The sequence below is a fragment of the Lysobacter sp. M2-1 genome, assembly GCF_022662495.1.
Classification (GTDB): domain Bacteria; phylum Pseudomonadota; class Gammaproteobacteria; order Xanthomonadales; family Xanthomonadaceae; genus JAKPBU01.
Map to the genome: position 1 here is coordinate 1,419,855 of NZ_JAKPBU010000001.1, position 18,817 is coordinate 1,438,671.

Genomic DNA, 18,817 nt, shown 5'->3' on the forward strand with positions numbered 1-18,817 from the left:
CGACCGCTAGAATCCGCTAGCAATCCCCAATCCCCAATCCCGAATCCCGTGCTTCTTCGCATCGCCACCCGCAAGAGCCCGCTCGCCCTGTGGCAGACCGAACACGTCGCCGCGCGTCTGCGCGCGGCGCACCCGGACCTGGCGATCGAGCTGGTGCCGCTGTCGACCCGCGGGGACGAAGTTCTGGATCGTTCGCTATCGGCGATCGGCGGCAAGGGACTGTTCCTGAAGGAACTGGAAGAGGCGATGCAGCGCGGCCACGCCGACTGCGCCGTGCATTCGCTCAAGGACGTGCCGATGGCGCTGGAACCGGACTTCGCCCTGCCGGCGATCCTGGCGCGCGCCGACCATGCCGATGCCTTCGTCAGCAACGGCTACACCGGCATCGATGCGCTGCCGCCAGGCGCGCGCGTGGGCACGTCCTCGCTGCGCCGGCAGGCGCAGCTGCGCGCGCGCCGCGCCGACCTGCAGCTGCTCGACCTGCGCGGCAACGTCAACACCCGCCTGGCCAAGCTCGATGCGGGCGACTACGACGCGATCGTGCTGGCCTGCGCCGGATTGCAGCGGCTCGGCTTCGAGGCGCGTATCCGTGCCCGGCTCGATGCTCCCGACTGGTTGCCCGCGCCGGCGCAGGGCGCGATCGCGGTGGAATGCCGGGAAGGCGATGACGCCACCCACGTGCTGCTGTCCGTGCTGGACGACGCCGCCACGCGCACCTGCGTCGAGGCCGAGCGCGCCCTCAACCGCGCGCTCGATGGCAGCTGCCAGGTGCCGATCGCGGCCTTTGCCGCATTGCAGGCCGGACAGTTGCGATTGCACGGCCTGGTGGGCGATGCGGGCGACGGACGCATCGTGCGCGCGGACGGGCAGGGCGATAGGGGTGATCCGGAAGCGCTGGGCCGGCGCGTGGCGGGGCTGCTGCTTGAGGATGGTGCCGGCGCCCTGCTCTAACGTGAGTGCGTGCCGCGCGCGTTTTCACCGTGTCCGGGGTTGCTAGAAGGTGCGGCGCAGCTGGAAGCTGCCCTGGGTCGAAGGCGCGCCGTCGTTCGTCGTGTCGTCGCGAAGCTGTTCCAGGCGGGTGGACAGGGTCCATTCCGGGCGCAGCAGCATTTGCAGGCCGATCGCACTGCGCAGCTGCATGCCCTGGTCGCCGGCCTCGACCAGGACCTGCTGGGTCAAGGATGCGCGCTTGCCGAAATCGCGCTGCATGGTCAGGTTGCCGAGCATGTCGGTGCTGCCGCGACCGCCATCGCCGGCGCTGTCGTGCTCGATCTGCAGGCCGGAATTCAGGCGCAGCTGGGGCATCAGGCGCATGTCCACCCCCAGCGCGTTATGCACATAGGTATTGGCGCGCCCGGTTTCGATCACCAGCTCCTGCTTGAGGTCGGCGTTTTCGCCGATGCGCTGCTCCAGCAGGACCCGGCCGCGGGCGATCGGCCCCAGTTTCGCGGTTCCCTTGTCCAGGTAGGGCTGCAGTCGCACGCCGGTGCCGGCCTCGATCTGCAGCGTGGTGTCGCCATTGCGGATCGGGGCGATGCCGTAACCGGTGACGGCACGGCTGTAATCCACGCGCTGGTAGATCCAGTCAGGACGGGAGACCGCAACCTGGAGTGCGGTGCCGCCGCGTTGCTCGCCCGGAAGCGTGGAACGCACCACCGGCTGCTCGTCATCGCGGTAGGCGTAGGTCGTGGCCGGTGCCGGCGGTTCCCACTCGGCGCCCACGCACGTCAGCCGCAGGCAGGGCCGACGCAGCGAGACCTCGCCCGCGGCGAGCGCGATCGCGGCAGGCTGTTCGGGGACGGCGGCGAAAGGCTGCTGGAAGACCGGAAGACCGGCGACCACGAGCCAGAGCGAGGCAAGCATGGACAGGCTGGAAGCGGTTACAACCCCATTCTGCCGGCCCATCACGACAAATTCCACCGCCGGCGGCGGTCCACGCGCGCACGCGGTTCACGCTTCGACGATTGCGCAGGGACCGGCCGCCCGACGCTGCGGGCCCCTCAGTAGTACAGCGTGACCATGTGCCGTGCCTGGGCGAAAAACAGCCAACGCTCGACGAAGCTGCCTGCCAGGATCGCCGCCGCGGCCGCGCCCCAGCCCCAGCTCGCCTCCAGCCCGGCGTGCATCGTCAGATAGACGGCCAGCAACGGCACGCCAGTGAACAGCAGCAGCGCCAGCGCACGCAATCGCCGCGCATGCCGGCGCGCGACCACGAACGCCATTTCGCGCGTGATGTAGCTGGCTTCGGTATGCGGACGCTCGAAGACCGAGACCGCACGTCCCGGCAGCCCGACCGCGTCGCCGCGATCGGCGGGCAGTTGCGTCCGGTCGAGGGCGCGCCAATAGCCCAGCTTGAGCCCGGCCGCGAGGGTCGCCAACAGCGCCAGCGCCGTGGCGACGATGCGCATCGCAGGCAGAGCGGCAGCTGCGGACAGGATCGCTGCCAGCAGCGCCAGGCCGCCCAGCAGCGCGAAGACCAGGTAGACCGGGACGACCAGCCGGTGGCGCCAGGCAGGTATCGGCTTGAGCGAGGCGTAGATCATCGCGGTGCAGACGATCGTCGCCAGGGCGCAGGCGATGGTGGCCAGGGCGATGACGAGCACTGCGACCGTCGGTCCGGACGAGCGAAAAACGACGGACTCGGGATCGAGCCATTCGAGCCAGGCCATGCCGGCCAGCAGCAGCGCGGGAATGTAGGTGACCACTGCCATCACCCCTTCCCGCGACAGCCAGGAGGTGCGCCACTGCGAGAAGGCGCGCCAGGCGCGCACCGGTTTGCCCAGGTGCAGCATCGAACTGAGCAGGCCGACGGTCGCCAGCACCAGGCCGGTGAGCGCGCACACCAGCAGTCCGCCGGCATCGCCCGGCCGCGCATACAGCGCGACGAGCGCGGTCCAGATCAGCAGGCCGTAGCCGGCGCCGGACAGGGTGGTGAACAGGATGACGGAAAGGGCTGGATGCACGGCGCGGTCGCGGATGGAGGTGCGAAGGAAGGATGCGGTCAGGATGCGCGCGGGCGCTGGCAGGCGGCCGCGCCGGTCACCGCCGCAGGATGCGGTTCAACCAGCGGCCGACGCCGGAATCTTCCGGCTCCGGCTCTTCGGCGACTGCTGCGGCGCCGCCTCGCCGCGGACGCGGCGGCAGATAGCGGTTGACTGGCGCATAGCCGAGTTCCGGCATCAGGGCCACACCGCCGCGCTCGGCGACCAGCTTCGACACGTCCGAGTCGGGATCGCCCAGGTCGCCGAAATGGCGCGCGCGCGTGGGACAGGCTTGCACGCAGGCGGGCTGCCGCTCGCTTTCGTCCAGATGTTCGTTGTAGATCCGGTCGACGCAGAGCGTGCACTTCTTCATCACGCCCTCGACCTCGCTGTATTCGCGCGCGCCGTAGGGGCAGGCCCAGCTGCACAGCTTGCAGCCGATGCACTTGTCCTCGTCCACCAGCACGATCCCGTCTTCGGCGCGCTTGTAGCTGGCGCCGGTGGGGCACACGGTGACGCAGGCCGGGGTCTCGCAGTGCAGGCACGAACGCGGGAAGTGCAGGGTGATCGCCGGCTGCGCCGGGCTTTCGGCCACTTCGTAGCTGTGTACGCGGTTGAACCACACGCCCTGCGGGTCCTTGCCGTAAGGACGTTCGTCGGTGAGCGGCCCGGCGATGCCGCCGGCGTTCCATTCCTTGCAGCTGGTGGCGCAGGCATGGCAACCGACGCAGGTGTCCAGGTCGATCACGAGGCCGAGCTTCTTCGTCGATGGCGGCGGCAGGGCGGTCATCGCGAGGGCTTTCCCTTCTTCAGCAGCCACACCCCTACGGCCAGCAGTGCCAGACCGACCGCAACCAGCGGCAAGTGCGCCATCAGTGCAGGCGAAGCCGGCGCGGATACGCCGGACGCGCCGCCGAGTGCGAACAGCACGATCAACGCCAGCGCGGCCACGATGCAGGCCCAGCCGGCCAGGATGCGCAGTACGTTCATGGGCCGGTCCTGTTGCGGCGGCGCAAGCTGGCGCCGTAGCGCAGCGGTCGGTCATCTGCCGGATGCGCGTGCAGCGGCGCGAACTGCGGCTGCGACACCTCGGACTGCGCTGGCGCCTTGCCGATCGCCACGCGCAGGTCGAACCACGCGGCCTGTCCGGTGACCGGATCGGCGTTGGCGTAATCGCCGCGCGGAGTGAGGTCGGAAATCAGATGGTTGAGCAGGAAGCCCTGCGCCGCTTCCGGTGCATCCTTGGCCAGCTTCCACGCGCCGCGCCGCTTGCCGATCGCGTTCCAGGTCCAGACCGTGCCCGGCTGCACATTGGATGCGAACTTCGCCTGCACCGTTATGCTGCCGTGGTGCGATGACACCGTGATCCAGTCTTCGTCGGCGATCCCGTGCTGTTCGCCGGTGGCCGGATGCAGGTACAGATAATTGCGTGCGGCGATCTGGCGCAGCCAGGCGTTCTGCGAACCCCAGGCGTGGTACATGAACATCGGGCGCTGGGTGACCGCGTTCAGCGGGAACCGCTCGCGCGAGGTCTGGTCGTGCTCGAACGGCTCATACCAGATCGGCAGCGGATCGAAATACATCTCCACCCGTGCGCGGTGCGCCTGCGGCGGCTGGTGTTCGCCATGGCCCTGCGCGGCGAGCCGGAATTTCTGCAGGGTTTCCGAGTACAGCTGCAGCACGATCGGTTCGGTCGCGCCGACGAAGCCGAACCGCTGCGCCCATTGCAGGTAGTCGCGGTTGGCCATCTTGAAATAGCGCGCCGATTCGGGCACCGGCGCGTGCCAGAAGCCGCCGTGCTCGATATAGCGCTGCAGCTGTTCCGGATTCGGCGCGCCCTTGCCTTCCTCGTCGCCCTCGGCGCCGCGCCAGCCGGCCAGCAGGCCGACGCCGGGCGCGCGTTCGTGGCGGACGATGTAGTCGGCGTAGTCGCGGTACCGCGCCGAGCCGTCGGCGTGCACCATGCCAGGCAGGCCCAGGCGTGCGCCCAGGTCGAGCAGCACCGACTGGAAGCCGCGCACGTCGCGCGGGCGCCCCTGGTCGTCGGGCTGCGTGGCCGGTTCGAACACCGGATGCCGGATTGCGTCGCTGGCGGCGTCGGCGTCGGAGATCGGCCGGTCGAGCAGGCTGATCGCGTCGAAGCGTTCCAGGTAGGTCGTGTCCGGCAGCACCAGGTCGGCGTAGGCGACCATCTCCGAGGCATAGGCATCGGAATAGATGATGTGCGGGATCCGGTAGTCGCCGGCTTCGTCCTTGTCGGTCAGCCAGTGCATGGTCTGACGCGTGTTCATGGCCGAGTTCCAGCTCATGTTGGCCATGAACATCAGCAACGTGTCGATCCTGTACGGATCGCCCGCGTGCGCGTTGCGGATCACCGTGTGCAGCATGCCGTGCGCGGAGAGCGGATACGCCCATGAGAAGGCGTGGTCGATACGGCGCGGCTGGCCATCGGCATCGACGACGAGATCTTCGGGTCCGTGCACGAAGCCGAGTGGCGGTGCGTCCAGGGTGCCGTCGTCCCGGCGCGTCCGGCCCGGCCGGTTGGGCGGTGGGATCGGCTTGGGATACGGCGGCTGGAAACGGAACGAGCCAGGCGCATCCACCGCGCCCAGCAACAGCTGCAGCAGATGCAGCGCACGGCAGGTGTGGAAGCCATTGCTGTGCGCGCTGATCCCGCGCATGGCGTGCATCGACACCGGGCGGCCGACCATCTGCGCATGCTCGCGGCCCCAGGCATCGGTCCAGGCGATGGGCAGCGAGAGATTCGATTCGAAGGCAGCTTCAGCGAGTTCTCGTGCGATCCGCCGGATCGTGTGGGCCGGGATGCCGCAACGCTCGCTGACCGCGTCGGGCGAATACTGCGGATCGAGATAGCGCTCTGCGACGAGCTGGAACACCGGCACGGCGCGATGCCCGTCGGGCAGGGTGTATTCGCCGACGATCGCCGGCGAGATGCCGATGGCATCGGCGCGTGCGGGGCGCGCGTCGTCGCGATCCCAGCACAGCACATCGCCCCCTTCGTTGCGCGCGAACAGCCCATCGTCCGCGCCGCCCGGATTGCTGACCACGAGCCAATGCGCGTTCGCGTAGCGCACCAGGAAGTCCAGGTCGATGCGATCCGATCGCAGCAGTTCATGGATCAGCGCGAACGCGAACAACCCGTCGGTGCCGGGACGGATGCCGATCCATTCGTCGGCGATCGCGCCGTAGCCGGTGCGCACCGGGTTGACCGCGATGATCTTCGCGCCACGCCCCTTGAGCTTGCCCAGGCCGAGCTTGATCGGATTCGAGTCGTGGTCCTCGGCCACGCCCCAGAGCATCAGCAGCCGGGTGTGCTCCCAGTCGGGTTCGCCGAATTCCCAGAAGCTGCCGCCGAGCGTGTACAACCCGCCCGCGGCCATGTTCACCGAACAGAAGCCGCCATGCGCGGCGTAGTTGAGCGTGCCGAACTGCTGCGCCCACCAGCCGGTCAGGGCCTGCGACTGGTCGCGGCCGGTGAAGAAGGCCAGCTCGTCGGGATTGCGCTCGCGGATCGGCGCCAGCCAGGCAGTCGCGATCTGCAGCGCTTCTTCCCACTCGATTTCCCTGAACTCGCCGCTGCCGCGCTCGCCAGTGCGCAACAGTGGCTTGCTCAGCCGGGCGGGCGAATAGTGCTGCATGATCCCGCTCGCGCCCTTGGCGCACAGCACGCCCTTGTTGACCGGGTGTGCGGGATTGCCCTGGATATAGCGGATCTGCCCGTCCTGCAGCCACACCTTGATGCCGCAGCGGCATGCGCACATGTAGCAGGTCGTGGTCTTGACCTCGTCGCCGGGCGAAGGCGACAGATTGAGGATGGGCTGCCTCATGCGCACCTGCCGGCGCGCGCACACACGCAGGTCGTGGTCTTGACCTCGTCGCCGGGCGAGGGCGACAGATTGAGCTGCGGTTTGCGCATGGTGCACATTGTGCCGCATGCGTCCCCGGCGGGAGCGACCTTGTGGGAGCGGCCAAGGCCGCTCCCACAGGTTCCCGAATGATTACTGCGGCGGGTCGATCGTGATCGCCGGGTCGTTGTAGCGGGTGTAGCGGATCGTGGTGGTGATCGGCGTACCCTGGTAATCGCTCTGCATCCGCGCCTGGTGGACGAGATCGTCGCTGTTGATCCAGACCGTCACGTCACTGGGCTTGGGATCGGTCTGGTGGATCAGGTACTTGCGGGTGGGCACGCCGTCGATGGTTTCGCGGCCCTGCGCCTCCACGTCCATCGTTTCCTGGCTCTTGTGCATGATGTCCTGCCACTGGTCCATGGTCCCCGGCGGCATGGTGACCTTGCTGGTCCGGCCGTTCATGGTCATCCAGGTGTCGTTGCCGATACGCACGTTGTGCACTTCCATGCCGCGGCTCTTCATGGTGATGCGGTAGCGGTCCGGGGCGACGAAGTCCATTTCATTGGTCATCACCCCTTCCGGACCGCCCTCCATGCGCATGCTGGCGTGGTAACTGCGCACGTCGCGGAACGCCTTCATCGAGGCCAGCATCGCGTCCTTGGGCGTGGCCAGCGGGTTGAGCGCCTGCGCGGTGGCAGCCATGCCGGATTCGCGGCTTTCGCCGCTGGCTGCCGTCGCGGCCGTGCTGCCGTCCGCAACCGGTGCGGCGGGGGAGGAGGCCTTGCAGGCGCCCAGCGTGGCGATGAGGACGATCGCGCTCGTGGCGACGACATAGCGGGTCATGGACTGCTCCGGCGGGCGTGGAACGCGACGATCGCGACCACCATCTCCCTTCAAACGGCAAAGCGGCTGCCTGGCGGCCGACGCGGCATAATCCGCGCATGGACCGTTACGAACGCATCAACGCCCTGCATCGGATTCTCAAGGCCGCGCGTTATCCGGTGACGGTGCCGCGGCTGCAGGAAGACCTCGGCTGCTCGCGCGCCACCGTGTACCGCGATCTGGCCTTCCTGCGCGATGCGCTGATGGCGCCGGTGGTGGGCGACGGTGAGGCCGGTTTCCGCTACGACCAGAAGGAAGGCGATCGCTTCGAGCTGCCGGGTCTGTGGCTCAGCTCGGAGGAGCTGCATGCCCTGCTTGCGGCGCAGCAGCTGCTCGCACGGACCGGCGGTGGGGTGCTCTCGAGCGCGCTCGCCCCGTTGCAGGGGCGGGTCGAGGCGCTGCTGGCCGAACAGGCCGGAGGCAAGCGCTGGCCGGTGGAGCGGGTGCGGGTGATCCCGCACCGCACCCGCAAGCTCGACGAGCACGCCTTCCGCGCGGTGGCCAGCGCGGTGCTGGACCGCAAGCAGCTCGCGTTCGACTATCGCGCGCGCTCCACCGACGAAAAGACCAGGCGCACGGTGTCGCCGCAGCGCGTCACCCATTACCGCGACAACTGGTACCTGGACGCCTGGGACCATGAGCGCGACGCGCTGCGCAGCTTCTCGGTGGACCGCATCGCCGCGGCGCGGGTGCTCGACGCCGCCGCGCGTGACATCGACGAGGCCGAACTCAACCAGCACCTGGCCGGCAGCTACGGCATCTTTTCCGGCGAACCCAAGGGCTGGGCCACCATCGTGTTCAGCCCCAAGGCCGCGCGCTGGGTGGCCGACGAGCACTGGCATTCGCAGCAGCAGGGCCGGATGCTGTCCGATGGCCGCTACGAGCTGAAGATCCCCTACAGCGCGCCCCGCGAACTGCTGATGGATGTGCTGCATTACGGCAGCGACGCCGAGATCGTCGAGCCGCCCTCGCTGCGCGAACAGGCCAAGTCGCTGCTGGCGCTCGCGCTGTCCAACTACGACCGCTGATGGCGGCCGAAGCCCCGAAGATCGCGCAGGGCGAAAAGGTCGCGCTCGCGCTCGGCGCCGGCGGCGCGCGCGGCCTGGCCCAGATCGGGGTGATCGAAGCCCTGCAGGCGCGCGGGCTGCGGATCAGCACGGTCGCCGGCTCCTCCAGCGGCGCGCTGGTCGGCGGCATCTTCGCCGCAGGCAAGCTGTCCGAATTCCGCGAGCAGCTCGAGCGCATGAGCCGCGCCGACTTCCTGCGCCTGCTCGCCGATCCTGCGCTGGGGCAAGGCGGGTTGTTCCATGGCCAGCGCCTGGTGCGGGCGATGCGCGATGTGGTGGGCGATCCCGATATCGAGACGCTGCCGATTCCGTTCGTCGCCGTGGCGGTCGACCTGCTGCGCCAGCGCGAGGTCTGGCTGCGCACCGGGCCATTGTGGCAGGCGATCCGGGCCTCGTTCGCCATCCCCGGCTTGTTCACTCCGGCCGAAGTGCACGGACGCGAACTGGTGGACGGCGGCCTGCTGGCGCCGTTGCCCATTGCGGCGACGCGCCTGTCGGACGCGCACCGGCTGATCGCGGTGGACATGCATGGCTGGCCGGCGCATCCGCCCGGATCTCCCGCGCCCGAGGGCGAAGCGGAAAACGGCGACCCCGGGCGCAACCGGTTCACCCGCTGGGTCGAGCGCCAGCTCGACCAGCGCCTGCGCGACGACGACGAGGCCATCAGCCTCACCGAGATCATGGCCCGCTCGCTCGACACCATGCAGGCCCAGATCTCGCGCGTGCAGCTGGCGCTGGACCCACCCGAACTGGTGATCCGGATTCCGCGCGACGCCTGCCTGTTCTACGAATTCTGGCGCGCACGCGAAGTCATCGCCATCGGCCGCGCCGAGGCGGACAAGGCGTTGGACGCGGCGGGTTATTGAAGCCTGCGGGAGCGATCGTAGGAGCGACGTCAGTCGCGAGCCTTCCGCCAATAGCCGCCCGAAGGCCGTGGAGCGTCTCATGCGCGCTACCCGCTATTCGGTGGCGCGCAAGATCCAAATGTTCCAACCCAATCCATCTCCAAGCCGCTGCGCCGGCCTGGAAGCCGTCGCCGGCGGATACACGCCCGCGGCGCGGCTATTCGTTCTTCGGAATGTCGTAGCCGCGACGGCCGACTTCCTCGGCCGTATGCGGGACGCGCCAGACCTTGTCGGTATCGATCCCATGCGCCTGCATACGCTTGCGCAGCGCCAGGTACTGGGCGTCGTCCATGGTCGGCTTGCGCGAGAAGATCCACGCCAGGTCGCGTCCGGGCGAATCGATCAGCGCCCACGAACCGTCCGGCGCGACCTCCAGGATCCTTTGCCGGGTCGGCACGATCTTGAAGAAGCGCATCCGCCACTCGCGGTTGCCGGTGCCGGGCAGCACGGTGGCCACGATGTCCAGCATCTTCTCCGGCTCCCGCGGTCCGGTGCGATACACGTAATGCACCGCGATCTTGCCGTCGGGCTGCAACGTGTATACGTCGCGACTGGCCATGTGGCCGCGTTCGAGCGCGTTGGGAATGCGCGCCATCACGTACCAGGTGCCCATGAACCGCGGCAGATCCACATAGGCCAGCGGCTCGGTATGCCGTTCGGGCGTACTGCCGCAGCCCGCCATCAGCAGACCCAGCAGCATGGCGGCGAACAGCAGGAGCAATCGGGGGCGTCGGGTCATGGAGACGGGGTGCCTGGATCGGGAAACCGGGTGGATCGGCGATGCATAGCCTAAGTCGCAAGCTGTGAGATGGGGGTGCAGGAGTCTGAACGGCATCGCCAACCGAAGGATCTTCGCCATGTCCAGTGTCCTCGCCATGACACCCGCGGTGCGCCGTCCGCTGTTCCATTCGCCCGACCCCCGGCTCCGGGCTGCGGTGTTGCGGACGCTGTGGCTGGGCGCCACGCTCGTGCTGTTGTTCCCCGCGGCGCGCGGACACAACGCATGGCTGGGCTGGATGCCGTTATGGCTGCTGGGCATGCCGTTGAGCGCGCTCTGGGCATTGCATCGCTTCCGGATTCCGCATTGGCCGGCATCGGCCGCCGCGCGCCGGCAGCCGCGGCGCCGGCGGGGTGGCCAGGCGCGCCGGCGTCCGCTGCGTCCCGGTGCGCGGCGTTCGGTACGCGCGGCCTGAGCGTCGCTTCGGCAAGGGCCGGAACGTGACCTTGGGCAGGCCAATGCGTGCGGACGCCTGTGCTAGCGTTGCCCGCCCTTGAACCGGAGCTCCGCCGCATGTCCAAGCTTGCCCATGCCTGCCATGCCGTAGGGATCGCGGCGGGACTGGCCGCCGCCGGTGCGCATGCCCAAGCCCCCGCCAGCGACGACCCCTATGCCTGGCTGGAGGACGTCAGCGGCGACAAGGCCCTGGACTGGGTCCGCGCGCAGAACGCCAAGGCCGAAGCCGAGCTGGCCAGCACGCCGCAGTTCAAGCAGCTCGAGGCGGACATCCTCGCGATCCTGGACTCCGACGCCAAGATTCCCGGCGTGGAAAAGATCGGCGATTACTACTACAACTTCTGGAAGGACAAGCACCACCAGCGCGGCCTGTGGCGCCGCACCACGCTGGAGGAGTACCGCAAGGACAAGCCTGCCTGGGAAACCGTCATCGATCTGGACGCGTTGAACGAAGCCGAGCAGATTCCCGACGGCAAGAAATGGGTCTGGCACGGCGCCGATTGCCTCAAGCCCGATTACAAGCGCTGTCTGATCGCGCTGTCGCCTGGCGGCTCGGATGCCGACGTCACCCGCGAATTCGACCTCGAGACCAAGCAGTGGGTGAGCGACGGCTTCTTCCGCCCCGAAGCCAAGGGCGGCCTCGGCTGGATCGATGCCGACACGGTCTACGTCTATACCGATTTCGGCCCGGGTTCGATGACCTCATCGGGCTATCCGCGCATCGTCAAGCAGTGGAAGCGCGGGACCCCGCTGGAATCGGCCACCCTGGTGTACGAAGGCGGGCCGGGCGACATGTACATCGCCGCGCTGCGCGACCACACGCCGGGCTTCCAGCGCGATTTCGTCAGCCGCACCATCGCCTTCTACAACGACGAGCTGTACCTGCGCCGCGGCGACGGCACGCTGGCGAAGATCGAGGCGCCCAACTCGGCCAACAAGTCGGTGCATCGCGAATGGCTGACCCTGGAACTGCGCGAACCCTGGGAAGTCGGCGGCAGGACCTACCAGGCAGGCTCGCTGCTTGCGACTAGATTCGACGACTTCATGGCTGGCAAGCGCGAGTTCGAGGTGCTGTTCGAGCCCACCGCGAACAGTTCGCTCGCCGGTTTCGACTGGACCCGGTCGCATCTGGTGCTGAACGTGCTTCAGGACGTCAAGAACCAGCTGAGCGTGGTCACGCCGGGAGAGGGCGGCTGGACGCGCACCGACTTCATCGGCGCGCCGGGCATCGGCACGCTGGCGGTGTCGGCGGTGGATCCGGACGAGAGCGAGGCGGTCTGGCTCACGGCCACCGATTTCCTCACCCCCACTACGCTGTCGCTGGCGCAGGTCGGTGCAGCGCCGGAGAAACTCAAGTCCAACCCGGTGTTCTTCGATGGTTCGAAGCACACGATGGAGCAGCATTTCGCCACCTCGAAGGATGGCACCCGGGTCCCGTACTTCCTGGTGCGTCCGCGCGATCTCGCTCTGGACGGCACCGCGCCGACCCTGCTGTACGGCTATGGCGGCTTCGAGATATCGATGACGCCGTCCTACTCGGGTGGTGTCGGCAAAGGCTGGCTGGAGCAGGGCGGCGTGTTCGCGCTGGCCAATATCCGCGGCGGCGGCGAGTACGGCCCGCGCTGGCACCAGGCCGCGCTCAAGGCCAACCGGCACAAGGCTTACGAGGACTTCGCGGCCGTGGCGCAGGACCTGGTGGATCGCAAGATCACCTCGCCCGCGCACCTGGGCACCCAGGGCGGCAGCAACGGCGGCCTGCTGATGGGCAATATGCTCACCCAGTATCCGGACCAGTTCGGCGCGATCGTGGTCCAGGTGCCGCTGCTGGACATGAAGCGTTACAACCAACTGCTCGCGGGCGCTTCATGGATGGCCGAGTACGGCGATCCGGACAAGCCGGAGGAGTGGGCCTTCATCCAGAAGTTCTCGCCCTACCACCTGTTCGATCCTGCAAAGGATTATCCGCCGGTGCTGTTCACCACCTCCACCCTGGACGACCGCGTCCATCCCGGCCATGCGCGCAAGATGATGGCGAAGATGGCGGCGGCGCAGAAGGACGTGCGCTACTACGAGAACATCGAAGGTGGGCATGGCGGCGCCGCCGACAACAAGCAGGCCGCGCACATGCAGGCACTCGCCTATACCTTCCTCTGGCAACAGCTCGGCGAATGACCGCCGGCGGAGCCGGGTCGTCGCCCCACGCAAGCTGCGTGCCGGCGTCTTGATGACCGTCTCAATCAACAGAAAATCCCGGCCTGCGCCGGGATGACGGAACAAGGATCCGGCGAATGCCGTTGCGATCCCCACCCACGGACCCCATCCATGAAGCCGACTCACTTCTTGCTCGCACTAGGCCTGATGACCACGACCACGCACGCCGCCGCACCGATACCGCCCACCCCGCCTGACGCGGTCAAACAGCCGCACGTGGTCAAGGCTCCGTTCGGCGCCGAGCGCCAGGACGAGTACTACTGGCTGCGCGACGACAAGCGCGAAAACAAGCAGATGCTCGCCTACCTGCAGGCCGAAAACGCGTATACCGATACGGTGATGGCGCCGCTCAAGCCGGTGGAAGAGCGGCTGTACCAGGAGATCGTCGGCCGGATCAAGCAGGACGACAGCTCGGTGCCCTACCGCGAACGCGGCTGGTGGTACTACAGCCGCTTCGAGACCGGGCAGGACTATCCGGTGCACGCGCGGCGCAAGGACGGCCCGGGCGTGGACGCGGCATCGATCCAGCAGGCCAACGCCGCCGGCGACTTCGATGGCGAAGAAGTGCTGCTCGACGTCAACGCCCTGGCGAAAGGCAAGGACTACTACCAGGTCGGCGACTACGAGGTCACCCAGGACAACACCATCCTGGCCTATGCCGACGACACCAACGGCCGCCGCCAGTACACGATCCGCTTCAAGAACCTGGCCACCGGCGAGACCTATCCCGAGCAGATCACCGGCGTGTCCGCCAATCTGGTCTGGGCGGACGACAACCGCACCCTGTTCTACGTCGAGAATGATCCCGAGACCCTGCTCACCAAGCGGGTGAAGAAGCATGTGCTGGGCACGCCCGTCGCCCAGGACGCGCTGGTGTACGAAGAACCCGACGACAGCTTCTACATGGGGATCGACCGCAGCCGCGACGACAAGTACATCTGCATCGGCGTGGAAAGCACGGTCTCGAGCGAGCAGCGCTGCGCGCCGGCCGCCGACCCGGCGCAGTTCGTGGTGCTCGCGCCGCGCCAGCGCGACGTGGAATACCAGGCCGAGCACCTCGGCGACCGCTGGGTGATCCGGACCAACGCCGACGGTGCGAAGAACTTCAAGATCGTCACCGCGCCGAGCGACTCCACCTCGCGCAAGGACTGGAAGGACTGGGTGCCGCACCGCGACGACGTCTACATCGAAGGTTTTGAGCTGTTCGACGGCTTCACCGCCGTGGCCGAGCGTTCCGACGGGCTCGAGCGCGTGCGCATCCTCAAGGCCAAGGGCGAGGAGGAATACGTCAAGGCCGACGAGCCGGCGTATTCGATGGGCCTGGACGTCAATTCCGAGCCCGACAGCGACTGGCTGCGCTACAGCTACACCTCGCTGACCACGCCGGCCACCACCTACGAGCTCAACGTCAGCTCGGGAGAACGCCGGCTGCTCAAGCGCCAGCCCGTGCTCGGCGGCTACGATCCCGCCCGCTATGTCACCGAGCGGGTGTGGGTGCCGGCGCGCGATGGCACCCGGATCCCGGTGTCGCTGGTCTACAAGAAGGGCTTCGAGAAGAACGGCAAGGCGGCGATGCTGCAGTACGGCTACGGCAGCTACGGTGCGTCGATGGATCCGGGCTTCAGCGTCACCAACGTGAGCCTGCTCGACCGCGGCATGGTCTACGCGCTCGCCCATATCCGCGGCGGCCAGGAAATGGGTCGCAAGTGGTACGACGACGGCAAGCTGCTGAACAAGAAGAACACCTTCACCGACTTCATCGACGTCACCGAGTATCTGGTGCGGCAGGGCTACGCGGCGCCCGATCGCGTCGCCGCGCTCGGCGGCAGCGCGGGCGGGCTGCTGATGGGCGCGATCGCCAACATGGCGCCGGACAAGTACCGCGTGATCCTGTCGCAGGTGCCGTTCGTGGACGTGGTCACAACCATGCTCGATCCGAGCATCCCGCTGACCACCAACGAATACGACGAATGGGGCAACCCGGAGCAGAAGGAGTACTACGACTACATGCTCTCGTATTCGCCCTACGACAACCTCAAGGCCCAGGATTATCCGGCCATGTTCGTCGGCACCGGCCTGTGGGATTCGCAAGTGCAGTATTTCGAGCCGGCCAAATACGTCGCACGCCTGCGCGACCTCGACACCGGCAGCCAGCCGGTCGTGTTCCGGATCAACATGGAAGCCGGCCACGGCGGCAAGTCCGGTCGCTTCCGCAGGTATCGCGAAACGGCGGAAATGTACGCGTTCATGCTCGACCAGCTGGGAGTGGCCGAACCGGCGCCGTAAATGCGCATCGCTGCGCGATCGGGTGCCCGCGACCTCTCGTGCCGCGGTGGCGCTCCTACAATCGGGCCATGACGCGTTGGGTGTGGTGGCTGCTGGCCTACGCCAGCCTCGGGATCGGCATCGTCGGCATCTTCTTGCCGGTGCTGCCGACCACGGTGTTCGTGCTTCTGGCAGCCTACGCCGCCGCGCGCGGCTCCAGGCGCCTGCATCGCTGGCTGCTGCGGCACCGGACCTTCGGTCCGGCGATCCGCGACTGGCAACGGCATGGGGCGGTGAGCCGGCGTGCCAAGTGGTCGGCGACGCTGGCGATGCTGGGAAGCGCGTTGATCCTGCTCGCGATCATGACCCGCTTCCCCGCGCATCGCTGGTGGATGACCGTGCTGCCGATCGCCTGCATGGCGATCGTCGGTTTCTGGCTGTGGCGCCGGCCAGAACCGGCCCAGCAGCCACCCTCCTAGCGTTCCGCGTTACCATGCGGACATGAACACGATCATGCGTTTACTGCTGTGCGCCGCGTTGCTGGCGGGTTTGTCGGCCTGCGGCAACAAGGGCCCGCTGGTGCAGGCCGATGCCCCCGAAGCGCAGGAATCCGACACCGCGCCGACCACGGAAACGCCGACCACGACCGAGTCAGCCACCCCCGTGGATCCGGCAACCGAGCCGACGGTGGAGGAGGACGAACCCGCGCCGGCCGATCCGGTCGAACCGCCGCCGCCCGCGGACGATGGCACACCCTGATCCCCGGCGCCTGCGCTTCACCAAGATGCATGGTGCGGGCAACGACTTCGTCGTGCTCGACCTGCGCAGCGGCGCCCCGGATCCTTCGCCCGAATTGTGCCGCGCGCTTGCCGACCGCCACACGGGCGTGGGCTGCGACCAGATCCTGACCATCGAGGCTGCGCGCAGCAGTGCGGCGGTCGCGGCTTACGGCATCTGGAATGCGGACGGCTCGACCTCGCGCCAATGCGGCAACGGCGCGCGCTGCGTGGCCGCCTGGCTGGCGCGCGATGGCGCCGCGCCGGGCGAGCGCTTCGTGCTCGATAGTCCTGCCGGCAGTCATGCCGTGCAGGCACTGGGTGCAGGCCGCTACCGGATCGCAATGGGCGTGCCGCAGTTCGCGCCGCAGGCCGTGCCGTTGCGCGGTTTCGCCGAAGCGCAGGACGAGTATGCGCTGGAGGTCCACGGCGAGCCGCTGCATTTCGGCGCGGTGTCGATGGGCAATCCGCACGCGGTGATCGAGGTGCTCGATGTGGACGCCGCGCAAGTGGCACGTATCGGCGCGTTGCTGCAGGCCGACCCGGCGTTCCCGCAGTCGGTCAACGTCGGCTTCGCACAACCGGTTGCGCGCGATCGCATCCGCCTGCGCGTCTACGAGCGCGGGGTGGGCGAGACCCAGGCCTGCGGCAGCGGCGCCTGCGCGGCAGCGGCGGTGCTGATGCGGCGCGGTCGCCTCGATCGCGAGGCCGTCGTATCGTTGCCGGGCGGCGAGCTCGACATCACCTGGCCCGACGACACGTCGCCGATCCTGATGGGCGGCCCTGCTGCATTCGTTTTCGACGGGGAATGGCTGCAATGATCGATTCAACCGAGAAGCTCGGCGCGCACGAGGTGGCTGCCTTCCTGCGCAGGCACCCGGAATTCCTGCGCCAGTTCCCGGACCTGGCCGTCAGCCTGGTGGTCCCGCGCGACGCAGGCCCGGCCGCGTCGCTGGCCAGCTACCAGCTGGAAGTCCTGCGCGACAAGAATCGTGAGCTCAACCGCCGCCTGCAGGAGCTGTTCGGCAATGCCCAGGTCAACGAACGTCTGGCCGTGCGCACCCACCAGCTCACGCTCGCGTTGCTGAAGCAGAACAGCGCCGCCGACACCCTGCGCGCGATGGCCGCCGCGCTGGCCGAGGATTTCCAGGGGGATCTGGTGCGGATCGTGTCGTTCCGCCCGGTCGTCGGTCTTGACGACGCCGACTGGCTGCAGGTGATCGACCAGGGCGACAAGCATGTCGATCCGTTCCGCGACTGCCTGGCCGATGGCGAACCGCTATGCGGCCGTCTGCAACCGGACAAGCACGCGCTGCTGTACGGCGCGCGCGCCGACGAGGTGCAGTCCAGCGCGTTGCTGCCGATGCCGGGCCAAGGGCTGATCGCCGTCGGCAGCCTCGATCCGAATCGGTTCTATCCCGGCATGGGCACCCTGTTCCTGCGGATGATGGCCGAGTCGCTGGCCACCGCGCTGCGCCGCTTCGATGGGTGACATCGAAGCACTTGTGGGAGCGGCCTTGGCCGCGAATGCCTTGCCCTGCCGAGTCGGTGGCGCGAAAAGCATTCGCGGCCAAGGCCGCTCCCACAGCGGGCTTCCCATGCATTGGCCGCGTCGACGATGATCGACGATTACCTCGCGCATTTGCAGGTCGAGCGCCGCATGTCGGCGCATACGCTCGATGCCTACAAGCGCGATCTCGATGCGCTTGCCGCGTGGGCACAGGCGCAGGGCAGCGACGACCTGTCGGCGCTGCAATCCGAGCAGCTGCGCGCCTTCATCGCCGCCGAGCACCGGCGCGGACTTTCGCCCAAGAGCCTGCAGCGGCGCCTGTCCGCGTGCCGCAGTTATTTCCAGTGGCTGCTCAAGCACGCGCGCATCCCCGCCAATCCCGCCGCCGGCGTGCGCGCGCCCAAGGCGCCGCGCAAGCTGCCACAGGTGCTCGATCCGGACGAGGCCGCGCGCCTGGTCGAGGTGCCCACCGACGTTCCGCTGGGGCTGCGCGATCGCGCGCTGCTGGAACTGTTCTATTCCTCCGGGCTGCGCCTGTCGGAGCTGTGCCAGCTGCGCTGGCACGACCTCGACCTCGACGGCGGCACGGTCACCGTGCTGGGCAAGGGCAGCAAGCAGCGCGTGGTGCCGGTGGGCTCGCACGCGCGCACGGCTTTGGCCGAATGGCGCGCGCACGCGCAGGTGGCAAGCGCTGCGCCGGTGTTCCCGGGCCGCAACGGCCCGATTACCCCGCGCGCGGTGCAGCTGCGCCTGCGCCAGCTGGCCCAGCGTCAGGGTCTGTTCAAGCGCGTGCACCCGCATCTGCTGCGGCATTCTTTCGCCAGCCATGTGCTCGAATCCTCCGGCGACCTGCGCGGCGTGCAGGAACTACTCGGCCATGCCGACATCGCCACCACCCAGATCTACACCCACCTCGACTTCCAGCATCTGGCCAAGGTCTACGACGCCGCGCATCCGCGGGCCAAACGGAAGTAGGTCGGGGCTACGCCCCCGACGCGCGATCTGTGCGTGGGAGCGGCCTTGGCCGCGAATGCCTTCCTGCGGCGTCAAGGAAAGCTTCGCCGCGCACCACCAGGATCGGTTCGCCGGCGATCTCGCAGGTGGCGTAGTCGCCCGC

General features: G+C 68.2%; 18 protein-coding genes. 11 read left to right on the top strand and 7 right to left on the bottom strand.

Annotated features, from left to right (window positions below):
* Positions 1-48 precede the first annotated feature (48 nt).
* On the top strand, positions 49-951 hold the full coding sequence (gene hemC / locus MC375_RS06225) for a hydroxymethylbilane synthase (RefSeq protein WP_242102427.1): 903 nt from the start codon (positions 49-51) through the stop codon (positions 949-951).
* Between the two features lie 42 nt (positions 952-993).
* On the opposite strand, the gene MC375_RS06230 is transcribed toward hemC, so the two are convergent.
* The 6 genes from MC375_RS06230 to MC375_RS06255 form a co-directional block, all read right to left on the bottom strand.
* Complete coding sequence (locus tag MC375_RS06230) at positions 994-1,863, bottom strand: DUF481 domain-containing protein (RefSeq protein ID WP_242102428.1); 870 nt, start codon at positions 1,861-1,863, stop codon at positions 994-996.
* Between the two features lie 137 nt (positions 1,864-2,000).
* A complete protein-coding gene (locus tag MC375_RS06235; RefSeq protein WP_242102429.1) occupies positions 2,001-2,963 on the bottom strand; it encodes a DmsC/YnfH family molybdoenzyme membrane anchor subunit in 963 nt (320 codons plus the stop codon).
* 76 nt (positions 2,964-3,039) lie between these two features.
* Positions 3,040-3,771 carry a 4Fe-4S dicluster domain-containing protein gene (locus MC375_RS06240; RefSeq protein WP_277929291.1) on the bottom strand — a complete coding sequence of 244 codons (732 nt, stop codon included), beginning with the start codon at positions 3,769-3,771 and terminating at the stop codon, positions 3,040-3,042.
* On the bottom strand, positions 3,768-3,971 hold the full coding sequence (locus tag MC375_RS06245; protein ID WP_242102430.1) for a hypothetical protein: 204 nt from the start codon (positions 3,969-3,971) through the stop codon (positions 3,768-3,770). The genes MC375_RS06240 and MC375_RS06245 overlap by 4 nt, the downstream gene beginning before the upstream one ends.
* The gene (locus tag MC375_RS06250; protein ID WP_242102431.1) at positions 3,968-6,829 is read right to left on the bottom strand and encodes a molybdopterin oxidoreductase family protein; all 2,862 of its coding nucleotides are present in this window, start codon (positions 6,827-6,829) and stop codon (positions 3,968-3,970) included. The genes MC375_RS06245 and MC375_RS06250 overlap by 4 nt, the downstream gene beginning before the upstream one ends.
* A gap of 171 nt (positions 6,830-7,000) precedes the next feature.
* Positions 7,001-7,693 (bottom strand): hypothetical protein, encoded by a 693-nt coding sequence (locus tag MC375_RS06255; protein ID WP_242102432.1) that lies wholly within the window; start codon positions 7,691-7,693, stop codon positions 7,001-7,003.
* A 98-nt stretch (positions 7,694-7,791) separates the two neighbouring features.
* On the opposite strand from MC375_RS06255, the gene MC375_RS06260 reads away from it, so the two are divergent.
* Entirely contained in the window at positions 7,792-8,760 is a 969-nt protein-coding gene (locus MC375_RS06260; RefSeq protein WP_242102433.1) for a YafY family protein, read from the top strand.
* Positions 8,760-9,665: a patatin-like phospholipase family protein gene (locus MC375_RS06265; protein WP_242102434.1), complete on the top strand. Its 906-nt coding sequence runs from the start codon at positions 8,760-8,762 to the stop codon at positions 9,663-9,665. Before MC375_RS06260 ends, MC375_RS06265 begins: the two co-directional genes overlap by 1 nt.
* A 196-nt stretch (positions 9,666-9,861) precedes the next feature.
* On the opposite strand, the gene MC375_RS06270 is transcribed toward MC375_RS06265, so the two are convergent.
* Positions 9,862-10,443, bottom strand: coding sequence for a lipocalin family protein (locus MC375_RS06270; RefSeq protein ID WP_242102435.1), 582 nt, complete (start codon positions 10,441-10,443; stop codon positions 9,862-9,864).
* A gap of 118 nt (positions 10,444-10,561) precedes the next feature.
* Between MC375_RS06270 and MC375_RS06275 the strand changes: the two genes are divergently transcribed.
* The 8 genes from MC375_RS06275 (at position 10,562) to xerC (ending at position 18,675) form a co-directional block, all read left to right on the top strand.
* Positions 10,562-10,897: a hypothetical protein gene (locus MC375_RS06275; RefSeq protein WP_242102436.1), complete on the top strand. Its 336-nt coding sequence runs from the start codon at positions 10,562-10,564 to the stop codon at positions 10,895-10,897.
* A 98-nt stretch (positions 10,898-10,995) separates the two neighbouring features.
* Positions 10,996-13,110 (top strand): prolyl oligopeptidase family serine peptidase, encoded by a 2,115-nt coding sequence (locus tag MC375_RS06280; RefSeq protein WP_242102437.1) that lies wholly within the window; start codon positions 10,996-10,998, stop codon positions 13,108-13,110.
* A gap of 150 nt (positions 13,111-13,260) precedes the next feature.
* Positions 13,261-15,435, top strand: a complete 2,175-nt coding sequence (locus MC375_RS06285) for a S9 family peptidase (protein WP_242102438.1) — start codon at positions 13,261-13,263, stop codon at positions 15,433-15,435.
* Between the two features lie 68 nt (positions 15,436-15,503).
* The gene (locus MC375_RS06290) at positions 15,504-15,893 is read left to right on the top strand and encodes a YbaN family protein (protein WP_242102439.1); all 390 of its coding nucleotides are present in this window, start codon (positions 15,504-15,506) and stop codon (positions 15,891-15,893) included.
* A 22-nt stretch (positions 15,894-15,915) separates the two neighbouring features.
* On the top strand, positions 15,916-16,173 hold the full coding sequence (locus tag MC375_RS06295) for a lipoprotein (RefSeq protein WP_242102440.1): 258 nt from the start codon (positions 15,916-15,918) through the stop codon (positions 16,171-16,173).
* Positions 16,160-17,011, top strand: coding sequence for a diaminopimelate epimerase (gene dapF / locus MC375_RS06300; RefSeq protein ID WP_242102441.1), 852 nt, complete (start codon positions 16,160-16,162; stop codon positions 17,009-17,011). The genes MC375_RS06295 and dapF overlap by 14 nt, the downstream gene beginning before the upstream one ends.
* Positions 17,008-17,682 carry a DUF484 family protein gene (locus MC375_RS06305; protein ID WP_242102442.1) on the top strand — a complete coding sequence of 225 codons (675 nt, stop codon included), beginning with the start codon at positions 17,008-17,010 and terminating at the stop codon, positions 17,680-17,682. The genes dapF and MC375_RS06305 overlap by 4 nt, the downstream gene beginning before the upstream one ends.
* A gap of 126 nt (positions 17,683-17,808) precedes the next feature.
* Positions 17,809-18,675 (top strand): tyrosine recombinase XerC, encoded by an 867-nt coding sequence (gene xerC, locus MC375_RS06310; RefSeq protein ID WP_242102443.1) that lies wholly within the window; start codon positions 17,809-17,811, stop codon positions 18,673-18,675.
* Positions 18,676-18,817 lie beyond the last annotated feature (142 nt).

Bases quoted from the DNA above. Each gene is read 5' to 3' on its own strand.
- MC375_RS06230 (WP_242102428.1), bottom strand. From the start codon at position 1,863: ATGCTTGCCTCGCTCTGGCTCGTGGTCGCCGGTCTTCCGGTCTTCCAG.
- MC375_RS06240 (WP_277929291.1), bottom strand. From the start codon at position 3,771: ATGACCGCCCTGCCGCCGCCATCGACGAAGAAGCTCGGCCTCGTGATC.
- MC375_RS06245 (WP_242102430.1), bottom strand. From the start codon at position 3,971: ATGAACGTACTGCGCATCCTGGCCGGCTGGGCCTGCATCGTGGCCGCG.
- MC375_RS06250 (WP_242102431.1), bottom strand. From the start codon at position 6,829: ATGAGGCAGCCCATCCTCAATCTGTCGCCTTCGCCCGGCGACGAGGTC.
- MC375_RS06255 (WP_242102432.1), bottom strand. From the start codon at position 7,693: ATGACCCGCTATGTCGTCGCCACGAGCGCGATCGTCCTCATCGCCACG.
- MC375_RS06260 (WP_242102433.1), top strand. From the start codon at position 7,792: ATGGACCGTTACGAACGCATCAACGCCCTGCATCGGATTCTCAAGGCC.
- MC375_RS06265 (WP_242102434.1), top strand. From the start codon at position 8,760: ATGGCGGCCGAAGCCCCGAAGATCGCGCAGGGCGAAAAGGTCGCGCTC.
- MC375_RS06270 (WP_242102435.1), bottom strand. From the start codon at position 10,443: ATGACCCGACGCCCCCGATTGCTCCTGCTGTTCGCCGCCATGCTGCTG.
- MC375_RS06275 (WP_242102436.1), top strand. From the start codon at position 10,562: ATGTCCAGTGTCCTCGCCATGACACCCGCGGTGCGCCGTCCGCTGTTC.
- MC375_RS06280 (WP_242102437.1), top strand. From the start codon at position 10,996: ATGTCCAAGCTTGCCCATGCCTGCCATGCCGTAGGGATCGCGGCGGGA.
- MC375_RS06285 (WP_242102438.1), top strand. From the start codon at position 13,261: ATGAAGCCGACTCACTTCTTGCTCGCACTAGGCCTGATGACCACGACC.
- MC375_RS06290 (WP_242102439.1), top strand. From the start codon at position 15,504: ATGACGCGTTGGGTGTGGTGGCTGCTGGCCTACGCCAGCCTCGGGATC.
- MC375_RS06295 (WP_242102440.1), top strand. From the start codon at position 15,916: ATGAACACGATCATGCGTTTACTGCTGTGCGCCGCGTTGCTGGCGGGT.
- dapF (WP_242102441.1), top strand. From the start codon at position 16,160: ATGGCACACCCTGATCCCCGGCGCCTGCGCTTCACCAAGATGCATGGT.
- MC375_RS06305 (WP_242102442.1), top strand. From the start codon at position 17,008: ATGATCGATTCAACCGAGAAGCTCGGCGCGCACGAGGTGGCTGCCTTC.
- xerC (WP_242102443.1), top strand. From the start codon at position 17,809: ATGATCGACGATTACCTCGCGCATTTGCAGGTCGAGCGCCGCATGTCG.